At 62.8% G+C, this 15,222-nt stretch carries 18 protein-coding genes; 12 read left to right on the forward strand and 6 right to left on the reverse strand.

Annotated elements, in window-relative coordinates:
• The 5 genes from BSG09_RS14615 (at position 1) to BSG09_RS14630 (ending at position 4,239) form a co-directional block, all read left to right on the forward strand.
• Positions 1 to 762 carry a fumarylacetoacetate hydrolase family protein gene (locus BSG09_RS14615; protein WP_092934386.1) on the forward strand — a complete coding sequence of 254 codons (762 nt, stop codon included), beginning with the start codon at positions 1 to 3 and terminating at the stop codon, positions 760 to 762.
• A gap of 73 nt (positions 763 to 835) precedes the next feature.
• Complete coding sequence (locus tag BSG09_RS20870) at positions 836 to 1,009, forward strand: hypothetical protein (protein ID WP_175542213.1); 174 nt, start codon at positions 836 to 838, stop codon at positions 1,007 to 1,009.
• A 158-nt stretch (positions 1,010 to 1,167) separates the two neighbouring features.
• The gene (locus tag BSG09_RS14620) at positions 1,168 to 1,680 is read left to right on the forward strand and encodes a YkgJ family cysteine cluster protein (protein WP_092934415.1); all 513 of its coding nucleotides are present in this window, start codon (positions 1,168 to 1,170) and stop codon (positions 1,678 to 1,680) included.
• Positions 1,681 to 1,800: 120 nt separating this feature from the next.
• Positions 1,801 to 3,882 carry a hypothetical protein gene (locus tag BSG09_RS14625; protein WP_092934388.1) on the forward strand — a complete coding sequence of 694 codons (2,082 nt, stop codon included), beginning with the start codon at positions 1,801 to 1,803 and terminating at the stop codon, positions 3,880 to 3,882.
• A 72-nt stretch (positions 3,883 to 3,954) separates the two neighbouring features.
• The gene (locus BSG09_RS14630; protein WP_074854731.1) at positions 3,955 to 4,239 is read left to right on the forward strand and encodes a translation initiation factor eIF-1A; all 285 of its coding nucleotides are present in this window, start codon (positions 3,955 to 3,957) and stop codon (positions 4,237 to 4,239) included.
• A 132-nt stretch (positions 4,240 to 4,371) separates the two neighbouring features.
• Here BSG09_RS14630 and BSG09_RS20875 read toward each other — a convergent pair whose 3' ends face one another.
• Positions 4,372 to 4,545 carry a hypothetical protein gene (locus BSG09_RS20875; RefSeq protein ID WP_175542214.1) on the reverse strand — a complete coding sequence of 58 codons (174 nt, stop codon included), beginning with the start codon at positions 4,543 to 4,545 and terminating at the stop codon, positions 4,372 to 4,374.
• Between the two features lie 98 nt (positions 4,546 to 4,643).
• Positions 4,644 to 4,835 (reverse strand): hypothetical protein, encoded by a 192-nt coding sequence (locus BSG09_RS14635; protein ID WP_092934390.1) that lies wholly within the window; start codon positions 4,833 to 4,835, stop codon positions 4,644 to 4,646.
• Positions 4,836 to 5,030: 195 nt separating this feature from the next.
• On the opposite strand from BSG09_RS14635, the gene BSG09_RS14640 reads away from it, so the two are divergent.
• Positions 5,031 to 6,122: a sulfite exporter TauE/SafE family protein gene (locus tag BSG09_RS14640; protein ID WP_092934392.1), complete on the forward strand. Its 1,092-nt coding sequence runs from the start codon at positions 5,031 to 5,033 to the stop codon at positions 6,120 to 6,122.
• A 44-nt stretch (positions 6,123 to 6,166) separates the two neighbouring features.
• On the opposite strand, the gene BSG09_RS14645 is transcribed toward BSG09_RS14640, so the two are convergent.
• A complete protein-coding gene (locus BSG09_RS14645) occupies positions 6,167 to 6,865 on the reverse strand; it encodes an SDR family NAD(P)-dependent oxidoreductase (protein WP_092934394.1) in 699 nt (232 codons plus the stop codon).
• A gap of 162 nt (positions 6,866 to 7,027) precedes the next feature.
• Between BSG09_RS14645 and BSG09_RS14650 the strand changes: the two genes are divergently transcribed.
• The 4 genes from BSG09_RS14650 to BSG09_RS20880 all read left to right on the forward strand — a co-directional run bounded on the left by BSG09_RS14650 (position 7,028) and on the right by BSG09_RS20880 (position 10,647).
• The gene (locus tag BSG09_RS14650) at positions 7,028 to 8,524 is read left to right on the forward strand and encodes a phytoene desaturase family protein (RefSeq protein WP_092934396.1); all 1,497 of its coding nucleotides are present in this window, start codon (positions 7,028 to 7,030) and stop codon (positions 8,522 to 8,524) included.
• Positions 8,525 to 8,612: 88 nt separating this feature from the next.
• The gene (locus tag BSG09_RS14655) at positions 8,613 to 9,482 is read left to right on the forward strand and encodes a prenyltransferase (protein ID WP_092934398.1); all 870 of its coding nucleotides are present in this window, start codon (positions 8,613 to 8,615) and stop codon (positions 9,480 to 9,482) included.
• Positions 9,475 to 10,407, forward strand: a complete 933-nt coding sequence (gene cruF / locus BSG09_RS14660) for a bisanhydrobacterioruberin hydratase (RefSeq protein WP_092934400.1) — start codon at positions 9,475 to 9,477, stop codon at positions 10,405 to 10,407. Before BSG09_RS14655 ends, cruF begins: the two co-directional genes overlap by 8 nt.
• An 81-nt stretch (positions 10,408 to 10,488) precedes the next feature.
• Entirely contained in the window at positions 10,489 to 10,647 is a 159-nt protein-coding gene (locus BSG09_RS20880; RefSeq protein ID WP_175542215.1) for a hypothetical protein, read from the forward strand.
• Between the two features lie 243 nt (positions 10,648 to 10,890).
• Here BSG09_RS20880 and BSG09_RS14665 read toward each other — a convergent pair whose 3' ends face one another.
• Together BSG09_RS14665 and BSG09_RS14670 are read right to left on the reverse strand one after the other, a co-directional pair.
• On the reverse strand, positions 10,891 to 11,841 hold the full coding sequence (locus BSG09_RS14665; protein WP_092934401.1) for a phytoene/squalene synthase family protein: 951 nt from the start codon (positions 11,839 to 11,841) through the stop codon (positions 10,891 to 10,893).
• 118 nt (positions 11,842 to 11,959) lie between these two features.
• Entirely contained in the window at positions 11,960 to 13,558 is a 1,599-nt protein-coding gene (locus tag BSG09_RS14670) for a bacterio-opsin activator domain-containing protein (protein ID WP_092934403.1), read from the reverse strand.
• A 580-nt stretch (positions 13,559 to 14,138) separates the two neighbouring features.
• Between BSG09_RS14670 and BSG09_RS21330 the strand changes: the two genes are divergently transcribed.
• Together BSG09_RS21330 and msrB are read left to right on the forward strand one after the other, a co-directional pair.
• Positions 14,139 to 14,300, forward strand: a complete 162-nt coding sequence (locus BSG09_RS21330; RefSeq protein ID WP_223174735.1) for an anaerobic ribonucleoside-triphosphate reductase — start codon at positions 14,139 to 14,141, stop codon at positions 14,298 to 14,300.
• 92 nt (positions 14,301 to 14,392) lie between these two features.
• Positions 14,393 to 14,791, forward strand: coding sequence for a peptide-methionine (R)-S-oxide reductase MsrB (gene msrB / locus BSG09_RS14680; protein ID WP_092934407.1), 399 nt, complete (start codon positions 14,393 to 14,395; stop codon positions 14,789 to 14,791).
• A 141-nt stretch (positions 14,792 to 14,932) separates the two neighbouring features.
• Here msrB and BSG09_RS14685 read toward each other — a convergent pair.
• Positions 14,933 to 15,222, reverse strand: a 290-nt coding sequence (locus BSG09_RS14685) for a zinc ribbon domain-containing protein (protein ID WP_139246223.1), incomplete at its 5' end; no start/stop codon positions are given.

Raw genomic sequence — 15,222 nt, forward strand, 5'->3', positions numbered from 1 at the left:
ATGAAACTCGCGCGGATCGCGACGGACGATGGACCGGTCGCCGGACGATACGAGGACGGCGTCGTACACACGGACGACGGCGTTTACGAGGTGGGAACGGACGCGGATTTCCTGCCGCCCTGCGAACCCTCGGCACTGTACTGCATCGGACGGAACTTCGCGGCGACAATCGACCAGATGGAGTACGAACGGCCCGACGAACCCGACTTCTTCATCAAGCCGCCGGCGTCGCTCGTCGGTCACGGGGACCCGATTCCGTATCCCTCGTTCAGTGACGAGGTGACCTACGCCGGCGAACTCGCAGCCGTGATCGACGAGCCCTGTCGGAATCTCTCCGAAGACGAGGTTCCCGAGGTCGTCCGTGGCTACACGATCATGAACGACATGGATGCGCTCGACCAAGGCGGGCGCACGCCCCGGAAGGCGTTCGACGCCTCCGGCCCGCTCGGCCCGTGGATCGAGACCGCCGTCGATCCGACCGGGATCGACATGTACACCGACGTGGCCGGCGAGCGCCGTCAAGAGGCCAACACCGAACTCATGCTGTTCGACCCCTACGAGATCATCTCGCATCTCTCCCAACGCGTCACCTTCCGCCCCGGCGACGTGGTTTCGTTCGGCAGTCCCGCCAACCCTGGCCTCGTCGAACCCGGCGACACAGTCGAGATCACTTACGAGGGCGTCGGCACGCTCCGGAATACCGTCGTGGACTCGAGCGAGCGCGAACGGCTGGCGCTCGAGGGCGAGCTGGGTCAGCCGTAGCGGCTCGGCTGTTCCGGACGTCTTTGTGACATACTAGAAAATATTTACTTGTTATATACTACGAGATGTAAGTATGCGCAACGTTGTTCGAGGAATCGGATCGATCGGTATCAGTTTCTATCTCGGTTTCGGTATCGGATTCGTAGCCAGTCCAGATCCAACGGGGACGATGCCGGTTCTCATTGGATTGCTGTCCACTGTCGTCGTAACACCGGTTCTGTACTACAGCATCGGGAAACTGATGTGAACGCACCTCTGTTTTTGCGCACTCTGTTGAGTACGTTTCCTGTACTGAACGGCTGGCGGATCGTCTAGCGAGACTGCGCGATTCGTTCGATAAAGGCCAACACCAACCCAAACCGACGTGTAGAAAGGCACTTGGCGACGACCACCTTCCCACGACACGTGAGCGCTGACGCCCCGCGACGCGTCGAAGTCCACCCCGGCCGCGAGGTCGTCGTCGAGTTCGACCCTGATCTCACTTTCGAGTGTGTCGACGACTGCACGTGGTGTTGTCACCACGGCGTGTTGCTGTACGACCGGGACCTCCTCGAGTTAGCCCAGCGAGCAAACCTCGCCGAGACCACGACGGAGTTCCGCGGCGAGAAGTTCGTCACCCGCGAGGGCAAAGACCGCGACGCCCACGTCGCTGAGGACGGCTGTGCCTGTGCCTTTCTCCGCGAGGACGGTCTCTGTACGCTGCATCTCGAGGAAGACTGGAAACCGACCCGGTGTTCGGTCTTTCCGCTGGGAGTCTGGCTCGAGGACGGCGACCTCCACGTCGACATCCGGGAGTCGGCCCACGACCACTGTGAGGGCTTGAACGTCAGTGAACGGCGGGTCATCGACAATCTCGAGGCGTTCTTGCCCGAACTGCTCTGGGACCTCGAGAATCCCGATTCGGATCGCGAACTGTGAGTTTTGTGAACGGTCAGTACAGAAGGTTCTTGAGAAAATAGCGCCACGCAGCGGTATGGCTGGCACAGGTATTGTCGTGCGCTCATCGACGGTTGGGCCTCCGAGAGGGCGTGATAACTCGTGACCGACACTCTCGAGTTCGACGTGGATCGCCGGACTGTCCTCGGCACACTCGCCGGTATCGGCGGGACGGCGCTGGCTGGCTGTTCGGCGTTCGAGCGTGAGACCGACGGCCAGACGAGCCGCCTAGACGGCGAAACGGCTCGAGAACTGGCAACGGAGTTCGCTCCGACGCTGTACTTCGACGCGAACGAGCCGTGGTTTCCGACGGACCCACGGCCCTACACCAGCGAGCGGGACGGCGAGACCGTCGTCACCGGGTTCGATGCTCTCGACGGGTACCACGAGCAATACAGCGACGGCGGCCCACCGAAGCCGACGGTGTTCTACAACGCCGTCGAGTACGAGGGCTCGTCACTCGCCGTAGTCCAGTTCTGGTTCTACTCGGTGTTCGACCAGTTTACGACCAACTTCCACTGGCACGACTGGGAAGTGCTGCACGTCTTCGTCGACACGGAGACCGGAGAGCCACAGCTGTACGTCGCTAGTTCCCACTCCCGGTCGGTGCCGAACAACGAGTTTCTGGACCCGGACCCGTCGAAGGTGCCGCGTATCCTCTCGGAACTCGGCTCCCACTCGAGTGCGCTCTCGATCAATGACGTCCCTGATCGCTTCCAGCGGGTTGCCATCGAGGACTTACTGGCGGATATCACGAATACGGCGATCGAAGGCATCGAGGACCTCGCGGACCTCGAGATCCCCCTCGCGTACGGGCTGCCGCGAGACGAGGGGTCGCGACTTCCGTTCCTCGTGCCGGAGTACGAGGGCGTGCCGATCTACGAGCACGAACGCCTGCAGTCCGTTACCCGCGAGTCGCTGATCGACGACGATCTGACGATCCGGTCGTACGACGCGCTGACGTCGCCGCCGACGGGCCTGCCGACGCGCGAGACGGGACTCGTCTTCCGACATCGCGAGCGCGAGGCCGACACGGACGTCGAGTACGACCTCGTTCCGAGCAGCGAGATCGAACATATCGCGGCCTTCACCGGACCACAGCTGAGCTTCGAGTTCACGGTCCCCGACATAGTCGAGGACGCTGTTGCTGGTCACATAACGACGACTGGTGTCCCATGGAGCCAGCCCCGATATAGTAATCCAGCGGCTGACATCTCCGTTCCCAACCATCGGACGGCACTGGCCGACCGATACGACGTAATCGGCGAGGCGGCCCCGATAAACAGCGTGATCACTCGCGTTACGGAGGCGGTCACAACTGATGATGCGCCGGAGAACGAGGGGCTGACCACGACGGAGACGACGGTCGAACCGGTCGTCCTGCTGGAGAGCGATCCCGAGGCCGTCCCGACGTTCGGTGGCGTCGTGGTCGTCCAGGACGTTCCGGCCGGCGAGCACCGACTGACGGTCAACGGTGCGGGCCGCGCGCCACACAGCGAACACGTCGCCGTTGCAGATGACGGCACACCGACCGCGGCCGGTGTCGGCGGCGAGATTCCGCTGGTCGCCAACGATCGCGCGACGAAACTCGAGATCGGCGGTGAGAACGCTGCGACCGAGCTCTCGGCGGTCGCGCTCGAAGACGATTTCGCCGGGCGGCTGTACGAGTCGCCAGTAGACGGGACCGACGCTGTCTACGTCCACGCAGGCGGAGCGTACACGACCGAGGTTCGGGACAGCGACGACGCCATCGGTGCGTACCGGGTTAACCCGACCCCCGGGGATGAGTCGACGGTCCGCATCGAGCGCCCCGAGACTGGCAAAGCATCGCTTGCGACGTTCGTGGCCGATATCGCCGACGAGACGCGCGCAGCGGTTGCGGCGCTGAGCGATGACGACGATGCTGATCGCAGCGGCGGATCGTCGAACGCCGTCAACGGACTCGAGCGCGCCCTCGCAGCGGTCGCTGAGGCCGCACGAAGGGCTGCCGAGCGGGCACGCAACGGCGAGCGAGGCAATGCTGGCAAGCAGCTTACCACCGTTGCTGAGCGGCTCTTACGGGTGGAGAACCGGCTCACCGAGGCGAGCGATGATCTGCCAGCGTCGCTCTCGAACGCGACGCAAAACAGACTCGAGCAGGCCAATCGGCGCACGGAGCAAGCCCAGAACATCGAAAAACTGTGAACGTACACTCGATGTGTGTCACGATACCGTGACTCTGCAACCATTTAAACGTCTGCCCCACGTAGATAAGTTGTGACAGAAGACTCCGGGCGACGGAACCTCCGTATGCCCAACAACGATGAGGTATTCGCTGTCGTCACCGAGCACCTCGGTGGCAACCACGTCCAGCTCCGCTGTGAGGACGGCAAGGAGCGACTCGGCCGCATTCCCGGGCGCATGAAATACCGCACCTGGATCGAGCAAGACGACATCGTCGTCGCCGAGCCCTGGGACTGGCAAGACGAAAAGGCCACCATCGAGTGGCGCTACACCGGCCAGGACGCAGATCAACTGCGTCGCGAAGGCCATATCGATTGAACCTCGGTAGCGGCTTCGTTCACTACTAGATTTCTGCGACGTGATCGATTATACTGAGCGACCGCGATCGCTCACCAGTCCCGTCTTTTGCTTGCCACGGTCGAAAAATCGGCTGTTCGACGCGCTTGAGGACTAACAGAAGTATACCCAGTAGGTATGGCCTTCCGAACACGTGACCGTCGTGTGCTCGCCGAACGCTGCGACCGAGTGCCGTACTTTCAGCTCCGTCTCCTCACTGGGGAGCGAAACGCTCGCTTCGTCCCCGCAGTGCGGACAGGTGACTGCTTCCGTCGCGACTGTTTGCATCTTCGACCACCATGGTATCATACGGCACAGAAACGCATAGTCGTTGGTAGCGATCGAGCCGACAGTCACGAACGCGGTCTAAAAACCGTGCGGGGTCGTCACTCCCGACTGTCGAGGCGCGCGTCGAGACGCATCTCGACGTAGCGGTCTGCCCACGTCTCGCTGTGTGTCCGAAGCGCTTCGCGTGCGGTCGCGATGAGTCCGTCCGTCGGGGCGTGGTCGACTGCGTCAGCGCCGTCATCTATCGCAGACTGCTCACCCGGCTTGCGTGGCCCTTCTGGAAAACTCATTGTGATAGTAAATACCATAGCCGACCCCATAAATATTGAGGATGCGCTGACTGTGTCGGTCGACCTGCACGCGCCAGCCAGATGCGTTACTGTCTGCCAGTAGTCACCCCATATACACCATACGAACGGTTCACAGGGCGGAAAGAGACGAAAATACTCTTATTTCACCCCTCCAAAGGCAGCGCTCACGGCTCAATGACAGCCTCATCATCGGCTTCGCGGATTCAGAAGGCGTTCCTGAAGTATCAACACGTGTTCGTGTTCCTCGCGCCACTGGCGTTTGTCGTCGGCGTTTACTTCTTTGCGCCCACGCCAGCGGACGCCGGAACCGGCTACTGGCTCGAGTACTGGTGGCTGTTTATCGCGTTCGCCACCGGCGCGACGATCGTCAACACCGTCGGGATCAGCGGCTCTGCGCTGTTTGTCCCCTTCCTCATCTTCATCTTCCCACTGGTTGCGTATCCCTTGGAACCGAATACGTTGGTGAAAATCGGCCTCATCAGCGAGTCGTTCGGCCTCTCGAGTTCCGCACTCGCCTTTATCCAGTACGGACTGGTCGACCGGCGACTCGGCACAGCGCTCGTCCTCGGCGGGATTCCGTTCGTCGTTGGCGGGGCGTTGCTCTCGTTTGTCATCCCCGAACCGCTGTTCCACGCGTTACTCGGGATCGCACTGCTTGCAGCGGCGTTCCTCCTCTTCAAAGCTGACCTCGGCCACGAGGAGCCCGGTGGTGGCTCCGGCGGCGAAACGGTCGCAGCCGACGGCGGCACCACTGGCGACCTTCCGAACGACGCCTCCAAACTCGGCCCGGCGGGTGTCGAAACGGACGAGGGCGGCACCGTTACCCGCGTCGATCGTGACGGAAACGACTACCGCTACTCCCGGTCGGGCTATCTCGAGCGCTTTGCCAACTACAGCATCGGCGGCGTCTTCCAGGGACTGGCCGGCTTCGGGATCGGCGAACTCGGCATCATCTCGATGCTCCGGACGGAGGTGCCCGTCCGTGTCGCAATCGGGACCAACCACATCGTCGTTGCGACGACGGCCGTGCTCGCCTCGGTCGTCCACGTCTTCGGCGGCGGGCTGGTTCCCGGCGGCCACACGATGGACCTCGCGTCGACGCCCTGGAACATGGTCGTCTGGACGGTTCCCGCAACGACGCTGGGCGGCCAGATCGCGCCCTACGTCTCGACGGCGCTGGATACGGGAACGATCAAGAAAGGCGTCGGCGGCCTGTTCGCGATCATCGCCGTCGCGCTATTCCTGATGGCCTTCGGCGGGTTCTGAGACGGCAGGTCCACGTCCAAGATCGTCGACCATTGCGATGGCCCTTATCGGGTCGCTTTTTTCCACTCACCCAATCCGACGACGGTGCCGTCTACCACGTTGGGGTCGGCCTCGGTCGCCGCCCAGACGAACATCGGCGCGACAGTCTCCGGATCGCGGCCGTGCCCGCCAGTGAGTTCCGTTGCGACGACGCCGGGGTCCAGACATCCCACGACGTACTCGGTATCGGCAGCGAACCCGCGAACGATCGCTTCTGCCGTCGCCTTCGAGATGGCGTAGGAACCATAGCCTGCCGTGCCGTCGCTGGCGATCGACCCTGTCGGAACGAGGACCCGTGCCCCGTCGTTCAGATGCGGAATCGACTCGCAGATCGTCACGTACACGCCGCGGCCGTTCGTCCGCCAGTGATCGTCGAACGCAGCATACGATTCGTCGTCGGTCGGTGTGTGGCCGGCCTCGCCGTGATAGACACCTGCCGCGGGGACGACGATATCGATGCCAGCCGTCTCACCCGCCCGCGAGGCAGTTCTGGCCAGCCGTTCCACGTCGTACTCATCCCGGACGTCGGTTCGACACCCGTCCGCAGTCGCGCCCGTCGCCTCGAGTGCGTCGACGGTTGCCTCGACTTCCTCAGCGTCTCGAGCGCCGATGACAACGGTTGCCCCGTCGGCTGCAAATGCGTCGGCGACGGCGCGACCGATGCCGCGCGTCCCGCCAGTTATCAGAGCTGTCGTCCCGTCCATACATCTGGTACGGTACCAAACCACACGAATACATCGGTCAGCTTCGTTGGCCTCGACTGCACAGTTGACGCGCTCGCGCTCGAGGACCCATACCGATAACTGATCGCATTCCCTACCTATGTATGACACACGCTTAACATCGATCGTATACTCATGTTGGGCATGGAATCGCTGGCCGGCGTGTCGGTCGTCGTGATCGGAGGCGGAATCGGTGGGCTCTCGACGGCCTGTTATCTCGCCGACGCAGGAGCGGACGTGCGCGTCATCGAGAAGAACGAACAGGTAGGTGGCCGAGCGAGTCGCCTCGAGCGAGACGGTTTTCGGTTCGATATGGGTCCCTCGTGGTATTTGATGCCCGATGTCTTCGAGCGGTTTTTCGCCGCCTTCGACCGGACGCCGAGTGACTACTACGAACTTACCCATCTCGATCCACACTACCGGATCTTCTTCAAGGACGGCGATCAGGTCGACATCACGCCTGACCTCGAGCGAACGAAGGCCATCTTCGAGGAGTACGAGCCGGGTGCGGGCGAGGCCTTGGAACGGTACCTCGAGAAGTCCAAGGAGAACTACGAGGTCGGGATGAAACATTTTGTCTACGAAGACCGCGAGCGCCTGCGGGACTACATCGACCTCGACGTGGCCCGACAGGCGCGTGGCCTCTCCTTGCTCGGGTCGATGCAGGGCCACGTCGAGGGGTACTTCGACCATCCGAAGCTCCAGCAGATCATGCAGTATACGCTGGTATTTCTGGGTGGCTCGCCGACGAACACGCCGGCGCTGTATAATCTGATGAGCCACGTCGATTTCAACCTCGGTGTCTGGTATCCCGACGGCGGCATCGGCGCGGTCGTCGACGGAATCACCGAGCTCGGCCGCGAGCTGGGTGTCGAGTACGAGACCAACCGGCCGGCGACCGAGATCAAGGGCCGTACCGGTGGGTTCGAGGTCGAAACGCCGGCCGGCCCCGTTCGGTCGGATCTAGTCGTGAGCAACACTGACTACGCCCACACCGAGCAGGACCTGCTCACGCCCGAACGCCGCGGCTACGACGCCGACTACTGGGATGAGCGGACCTACGCCCCCTCCGCGTTCTTGCTCTATTTGGGTGTCGAGGGTGACGTCGACGAGTTGGCCCACCATACCCTCGTGTTGCCGACCGACTGGGACCAGCACTTCGAGCACATCTTCGATGATCCACGCTGGCCTGACGATCCCGCCTATTACCTGTGTGTCACGTCCGAGACCGACGATACCGTCGCCCCAGACGGTCACAGCGCCCTGTTCGTCCTCGTGCCGATCGCGCCCGGCCTCGAGGACACGCCCGAGATTCGCGACCAGTACCGCGACATGATCCTCGAGGATATCGCCACGAACACCGGGACCGACCTCCGCGACCGGATCGTTCTCGAGGAGCGGTTCTGCATCGAGGACTTCGCCAGCCGATACAACAGCCACGACGGGACGGCGCTCGGACTGGCACACACGCTCCGACAGACCTCGCTGTTCAGACCGCCCCACCGATCGAAGGAAGTCGACGGACTCTACTTCGTGGGGGGCGATACCACACCTGGGATCGGCGTCCCGATGTGTCTCATCAGCGGCGATCTGACCGCCGAGAAAGTGCTCGCAGACCACGGCGGCGGACTCGAGCCGTGATGGGGCCGGCGAGCAGCGACTCGGTGGCACGACCGCGCGCTCGCTGCGGCGGTGGACACGCCACGAACATGAACGTGAGCGATCACCGATGAATTCGAACTCGAGGGGGACCGACGGCGGTATCGGCGCACACCTCTCGTACCTGCTGGTCCTGTCGCGGCCGCGGTTCTGGCTGTATCTGGCGGGGCCGGTACTGGTGGGTGCAGTCTACGCCGCAAACACTGCCAGTGACTTGTTCGCCCCCGCTCCAGTCACCCTGTTCGGCTATTTCCTCCTGCCGGCGAACGTCTTCCTCTACGGGATCAACGACGTCTACGATCAGGAGATCGACGCGGCAAACCCGAAAAAGGACGACCGGGAGGCACGCTATCGTGGGCAGGGATACGTCCCCGCCGTCGTCGGACTCTGTGCAGCCGTGCCGCTGCTATTCGTTCCACTGCTTCCGACCGCTGCGATCCCCTGGCTGGTCGCCTTTCTCGTCCTCGGGGCAGCCTACAGCGCTCCGCCGGCGCGGTTCAAGACGACCCCGTTCGTGGACTCGCTCTCGAACGGCCTCTATATCACGCCGGGCGCGGCTTCCTACGCCGCCGTTGCCGGCAGCCAGCCACCCGTTCTCGCCGTCGTCGGCGGCTGGTTGTGGGCAATGGGCATGCATACCTTTTCGGCGATCCCGGACATCGAACCCGACCGTGAGATGGGAATCCGGACGACTGCGACGGTGTTAGGTACGCGTGGCACGTACGTCTACTGTAGCATCTGCTGGCTCGCCGGCGCGGCCGCGTTCGGGGCCCTCGACGTTCGGTTGGGCGCGCTCATGCTCGTCTACCCGGCGCTCGTCGCTGCGATCGCCACCGCGAGCGTTGCCGTCGACCGAGCGTACTGGTGGTTCCCGGCAATCAACACCGTCGTCGGTGCCGTGCTGACGATGGGCGGGCTCTGGAGGGTACTCTATGGATAGCAGCGAGTCGAATACGTCGGCCTCGAGTACTGGGACGGATACCAGCACCAGCCGGACACCATCGGTCCACGACGGCACCACCGACGAGTCGACGCGAGCCGTCGTGCAGCGACGCTTCGAGGCCCTCATCCGCGAGAATCGGTTTACGATCGCGGTCGTCTTCCCGGTCATCGGCGCGGTGACACTGGTCGCAAGTGCGGAGGGGCTCTTGCCGCCGCTGCTGTCGTACAACCCACTGTTGATCCTGTTTGGGACGCTGGTGATGCGCTCGCCGCTGGTGGTGGCTCTCCTTCCCGAACTCGACCGCCGGGCGCTCGTCCCGCTCGTGATTCTGACGGCGTATACGTACGCGATCGAACTCGTCGGCATACAGACGGGCTGGCCCTATGGGACCTTCGAGTATGGCATTCGCCTCGGGCCGATGCTGGGCGGGGACGTGCCGCTTGCCCTGCCGCTGTTTTTCGTCCCGCTGGTTCTCAACGCCTATCTGCTTACCCTGTTGGCCCTCGGCGCGCGGGCCGGCCGGCTCGTCCCGCGTGCCTTCTCGGCGATCACTGCCGTCCTCGCGATCGACCTGGTGCTTGACCCCGCGGCCGTCGCTATCGGCTTCTGGTCGTACATCCCGCCCGGTGGCTACTACGGCGTCCCGGCGTCGAACTACTGGGGCTGGCTCCTGTCGGGTGCGATTGCGGTCGTCCTCGTCGACCTCGCGTTCGATCGGGCGGCCGTCCGGGAGCGCATCCGAACGTGTGAGTTCGCGCTGGACGATCTAGTGAGTTTCGTGCTCCTCTGGGGAACGATCAACGCGCTGTACGGACAGTGGCTGGCCGCCGGCATCGCCGGGCTGTTCTGTCTCGTCCTTCTTCGGACCGAGCGCTACGACCTCTCGATACCCTCTGTCGTGCGTTCCGGTGACAGAAACTGATCGACCCGGACTCGAGACTGATAGGTGTCCGTCTGCGATTTCCAGCAGGAGCCTTTTGCTCATTGATAGCTAACTGCTAGCATGGCTCAAAAGGCACCGGTCGAATGTCCGGTCTGTCGCGAACCGCCGGCCGCTGGCGAGCAACTCGAGGAGCACCTCCTCACAGCCCACACCAAACGCAAGCTAGCGACGTTCATCGTCGCCGAGACGAGCCTGCTGGTGGACGGCGACGCCAGATAGCGTCCACGTCGCGTGCCGCGACCGTTAGACGACCAGACTCGAGAGTGGGTCGCCAAACAGGAGCAATAGTACCACGGCCAGCACCGTCACGGCGAGCCACGCGCCGAGACTAATCGCAATCGTTCGTGCCATCTGTCGTTCCTCCTCTATGAACTCGGAGTTCTGCGCGACGGGCATATATGGCTGGATAACGCCCGGGACAACGAAACGAGGGCCACCATACCGAGGGGTTTGATGAGCCTTCTAACGAGTCGGAACGCTATCCCCGTGTTCGGGGCCGCGGTGGTCGGGCTCGCGCGAGGGGATTGCCGACACTCGCTGGAACACGGCCTCTGGATCGCGATTCCAGTGCCAGTGCCAGCGCGTCTTCGCGAGACACCACAGCTTTCGCGTCGTCGACAGCGACGGTTCGTCCGTGAGCACGTCGTATCCCTGTTCCCGGATGAGACTGTGATGTTCCGCATAGAGGACCGCCGCTAGCAAGACCGGCAGCTGACAGTCTTCGGGAAGGTAGCGGATACCGGCGACACCCTCGCGGTAGAGGTCTTCGGTTCGCTGGAGTTCGGCAGCCATCGCCGACGCGAACGACTCGTCGAATTCGAGACGTTCAACCTGTTCCGGATCGACGTTGTGTTCTCGAAGCGTTTCCTGTGGGATATAGATGCGGTCCCGATCGAGGATGTCCTCACGGACGTCTCGCAGGAAGTTCGTCATCTGGAAGGCTTCGCCGAGTTTGATCGCGTGTGGCAGCGCGGTCGCCTTGTTGTCGGGTTCCATGATCGCAGTCATCATCACCCCGACGGCTGCGGCCGACCCTCGCATGTAGGACTCGAGGTCGGCGTAGGTCTCGTAGCGGTCGGTGTCGATGTCGGTCGCCATCGCGTCGATGAACTCGTCGACCTCGTCGTCGGTGATACCGTATCTCGTCCGGAGCTCTTGGAAGGCCTCGAGGACTGGATCGTCGGGCGTGCGCTCGCCGAGAGCCTCTGCGCGAAGTTCCTCGAGTCGGGCGCGTTGCTCCTCGGGGGGGACGCCGTCGGCGTCGTCGACGACCTCATCAGCGATCCGAAAGAACGCATAGAGGACATGTGTGGCATGTCGCACGCGCTCGGGGAGAAACCGCGTCGCGAGATAGAACGTTTTCCCGGTTCGTTTCTGTATCGCCTTGCCTGCGTCGATGTGTTCCTGTTGCATCCTCTGCCTCGCTGACCCTGACCGATAGCACTCGGATGTACCTCCTACGACATGTACATATAAAGGATCAGTCCCTCACTATGTATACTAAAACGAAACTTGATACGTGGCGAGGAGATCAATCGAACAGTTCAGCGAGGACTTTCCGCTGGGCGGCCCGCAAATGCTGGTGGAACGTCGACCGAGAGATATCCATGGACTCAGCTAGTTCTTCCCCCGAGATGTCGCGGGGCCACTCGAAGTAGTTCGCGTAGTAGGCCTTGCGCAGCGCCATCAGTTGCCGGTCGGTCAGGGACGACTCGAGACGTGCCGTGACGTCGTGTGGCGTCTGGGCGGGCTCGTCCCGCTCGTAGTAGCTGAGGAGTTCAACCCGATCGTACCGTCGCTCGAGCAGGTCGTAGGCCGACCGCGCGGATCGCCCATCCGGAAGGTCGACTGCCAGGTCAGCGACGCCGTCAGTCACGATCAGTTCGCGAATCACCGCGCCGTGCTCGCTTAGTGCCGTCACGAGCCCGTCCGTGGTGGCAACCTCCAGGAGCGTCCCGTCGTCGGTCGTCGAGAGGATCGTCACGTCGTGTGCGATTCCAGTCTCGTCGACCGCGTCGTCCTCGAGCGGCCGGTCGACGTGGAGGACGACCAGCGGTGTGCCGTCGTCGGCCTCGGTCAGGCCGCGATAGCTGACCGTGGCGTCGAACGTCGCCGACAGCGCGGTGACGAACAGCGAGGGGTCTTCGATCGCGACGTCGACGGCGATGACGGCCTCGGTCGTCAGCATTCGTCTGACCTCGAGTGCGTTCATCGCGGTCGCGACCGTTCCGGACAGCGAGTCGAGAACGAGCAGTTCCCGCTCGTCGAAGGCGTCGGGCTCGTCAGCAAACACGACCAACACGCCATAGGTAACGTCACCGTACGTCAGCGGCAGGGCGGCGACCGACTGGAAGTGGTCGCCGGCCCCTCTCGGCCACAACCGATCGGCGGCGTCGTGTGCTGTGACGTCCGCGATCACCTGTGCATCGTCACGTTCGAGCGCCTGGACGGCGGGGTGTGCGCCGTCGGCATCGAGGACGAGACCGTTGTCCTCGAGGGGAACGTCGTCGTCGCTGGCCCACTCACGGGGCGAGAGCCGGCGGTTCGTCACGTCGACGCGGCCGATCCAGGCGAGCACGTAGGGGTCGGTCGCGGCGAGTCGCTGACAGACGTCGCGTTCGATCTCGGCTCGTGTCTCCGCGCCGACGGCCGCGTCGGTGACTGTCCGGACGAGGCCGTCGACGCGCTCGAGGACGTGCTCGACGGCCTGCCGTTCTTTCTTGACCTGCTCGGCGTTTGCTTCGGCGGCGAGTTCGGCCAGCTTTCGCTCGGTGATCTCGAGGTGGACAAGCGACGCCAACCGCTGGTCGTCGTGGGGAAACCGGGTGACACGCATCAGGAACCAGCGCTTTTGATCGGGTGTGTGACAGGGGTACTCCATCGAAAACGAGTCACGGTCGCCAGCAAGCACAGCCTCGATCCCGTTGACTGCCTGCTGGGCGTACTCGTCGTCTGTCGTCGCGGCAGCCGCGAGATAGTTTGCGCCGATATGTTCGTCGTCGCGCTCCGCGCTCTCGAACTCGTTCCATGACTGGTTCGTTAGCAGAATCTCCCCCTCGTCGTCGATGATCGCGACGGTGATTGGGAGCGTGTCGAGCGCCGTTGCGGCGAGTTCGTGTCCGGGACCCATTTACTTTCGATTCGGCTGGCGTACCCTTAACCCAACTGGAATTCACAGCGACACGTCAGTCCGGTTGATTGTCGGTTGCGAGCAAACCCGAGAGGCTGACGGGGAAACCGGGCCAGCGGCATATAACAGACAATTGAAATATTCGACAATGTTTTTATAACTGTTTGTGGACACTTCCGACGGAGATCGGGTACCGTGGGAGACAGTTCCCGGAGACGACGCGAGCGTTGGACCCGGATGGGGTCGGTAACCCGCCGGAACCATCCGACAACGGGCGCTCGATGGTGGTGGCCGAGCCGACGAGGCGATCTCCGATCGATCCACGCGAACGGATGGGCGCTTCGGTGACGAGTATCGTCGGAGCCCCCTCCCAGTAGCGCCGTCCACGTTCCATTCCCCTGTCATACTGTCGGACACACGGCACGGCTCACACCGATCGGACGCGAGACGCGCGAGTACTCGCGGACCGGTGTCCGACAGTCTATCCGCAACTGACATCGGTCGTCCGACTCATCGACATCGTTGAAAGTCACTATTCAGTGAACCAACAACTATGACACCCTCCGACATATGTCGGGACATGGCAAGCGAACTTTCAGCACACGAACGGTCACGGTGCCGAAATTGTGGGTTCGAAGCGCCCGGCGGAGACGACGCATGGCTTCGAATCGAGGTCCCCAAACTGGGCCGCATGACACAGTGTCCGAACTGTGGAAGTACGGACATCATTACCAGCCGGTGACCGGACGCCGTCGGGTGGCTCGAGTCGCTCTTGAGACGAACAGCGGTCGCGCCGGAGATAGACTCTTGAGTCGTTCGACCCTAGCACTGGGTATGAGCAACGAGGGCGACCACGCGACGAGCGACGAGGAGTGGCACAACCGGCTGAGCGATGAGGAGTATCGGATTCTCCGCGAGGCGGGCACCGAACCGCCGTTCAGCGGCGAGTACGTCGACCATACCGACGACGGGACGTACGTCTGTGCCGGCTGTGGGGCCGAACTGTTCGACTCCGAGACGAAGTTCAAGTCAGGGTGTGGCTGGCCGAGTTTCTACGACACCGACGACGACCGGATCGAAACGCGACTCGACACCAGCCACGGGATGCGCCGCACCGAGGTCCTGTGTGCCTCCTGTGGCGGCCACCTCGGCCACGTCTTCGACGACGGTCCCGACCCGACCGGCAAACGCTACTGCATCAACTCCGTCGCCCTCGAGTTCGACGAGGAGTGACCAAACCCTGTCTCGAGCAGACGGATCGAACGGTCGGCTTCGCGGATTAGCAGAATCGATCGTTCCCAGTCGGGGGCGGCATGGAACGCTACTTGACATCCTCCTCTGGCTGAACCCGGAGGAATCCCGAGCGTTGGGATATTAGGGTTTGCAGACTCCCTGTTCTCTCGGTGTGAACCGTCCGCTCTCACGGTCGAACAGGAAGACTCCGGGCTGTGCCAACCAGCCGTTACTCATATCCCCGGTCGGGGGACTCTGAGTTATCTTTCTCCGAATGTTCACCGCACCGTTCACGTCTGCGTTCATCGTCGTTTCGCACGACGAACAGACGTACAGACCACGCTCCACGCGGTTGCTATCCCGAATCTGCCCGCAACACGAACACGTCTTCGAGGTGTTCTCCTCGTCTACGCGGTCAACGAGGATGCCGT

The organism is Natrinema hispanicum (assembly GCF_900111485.1).
Classification (GTDB): Archaea; Halobacteriota; Halobacteria; order Halobacteriales; family Natrialbaceae; genus Natrinema; species Natrinema hispanicum_A.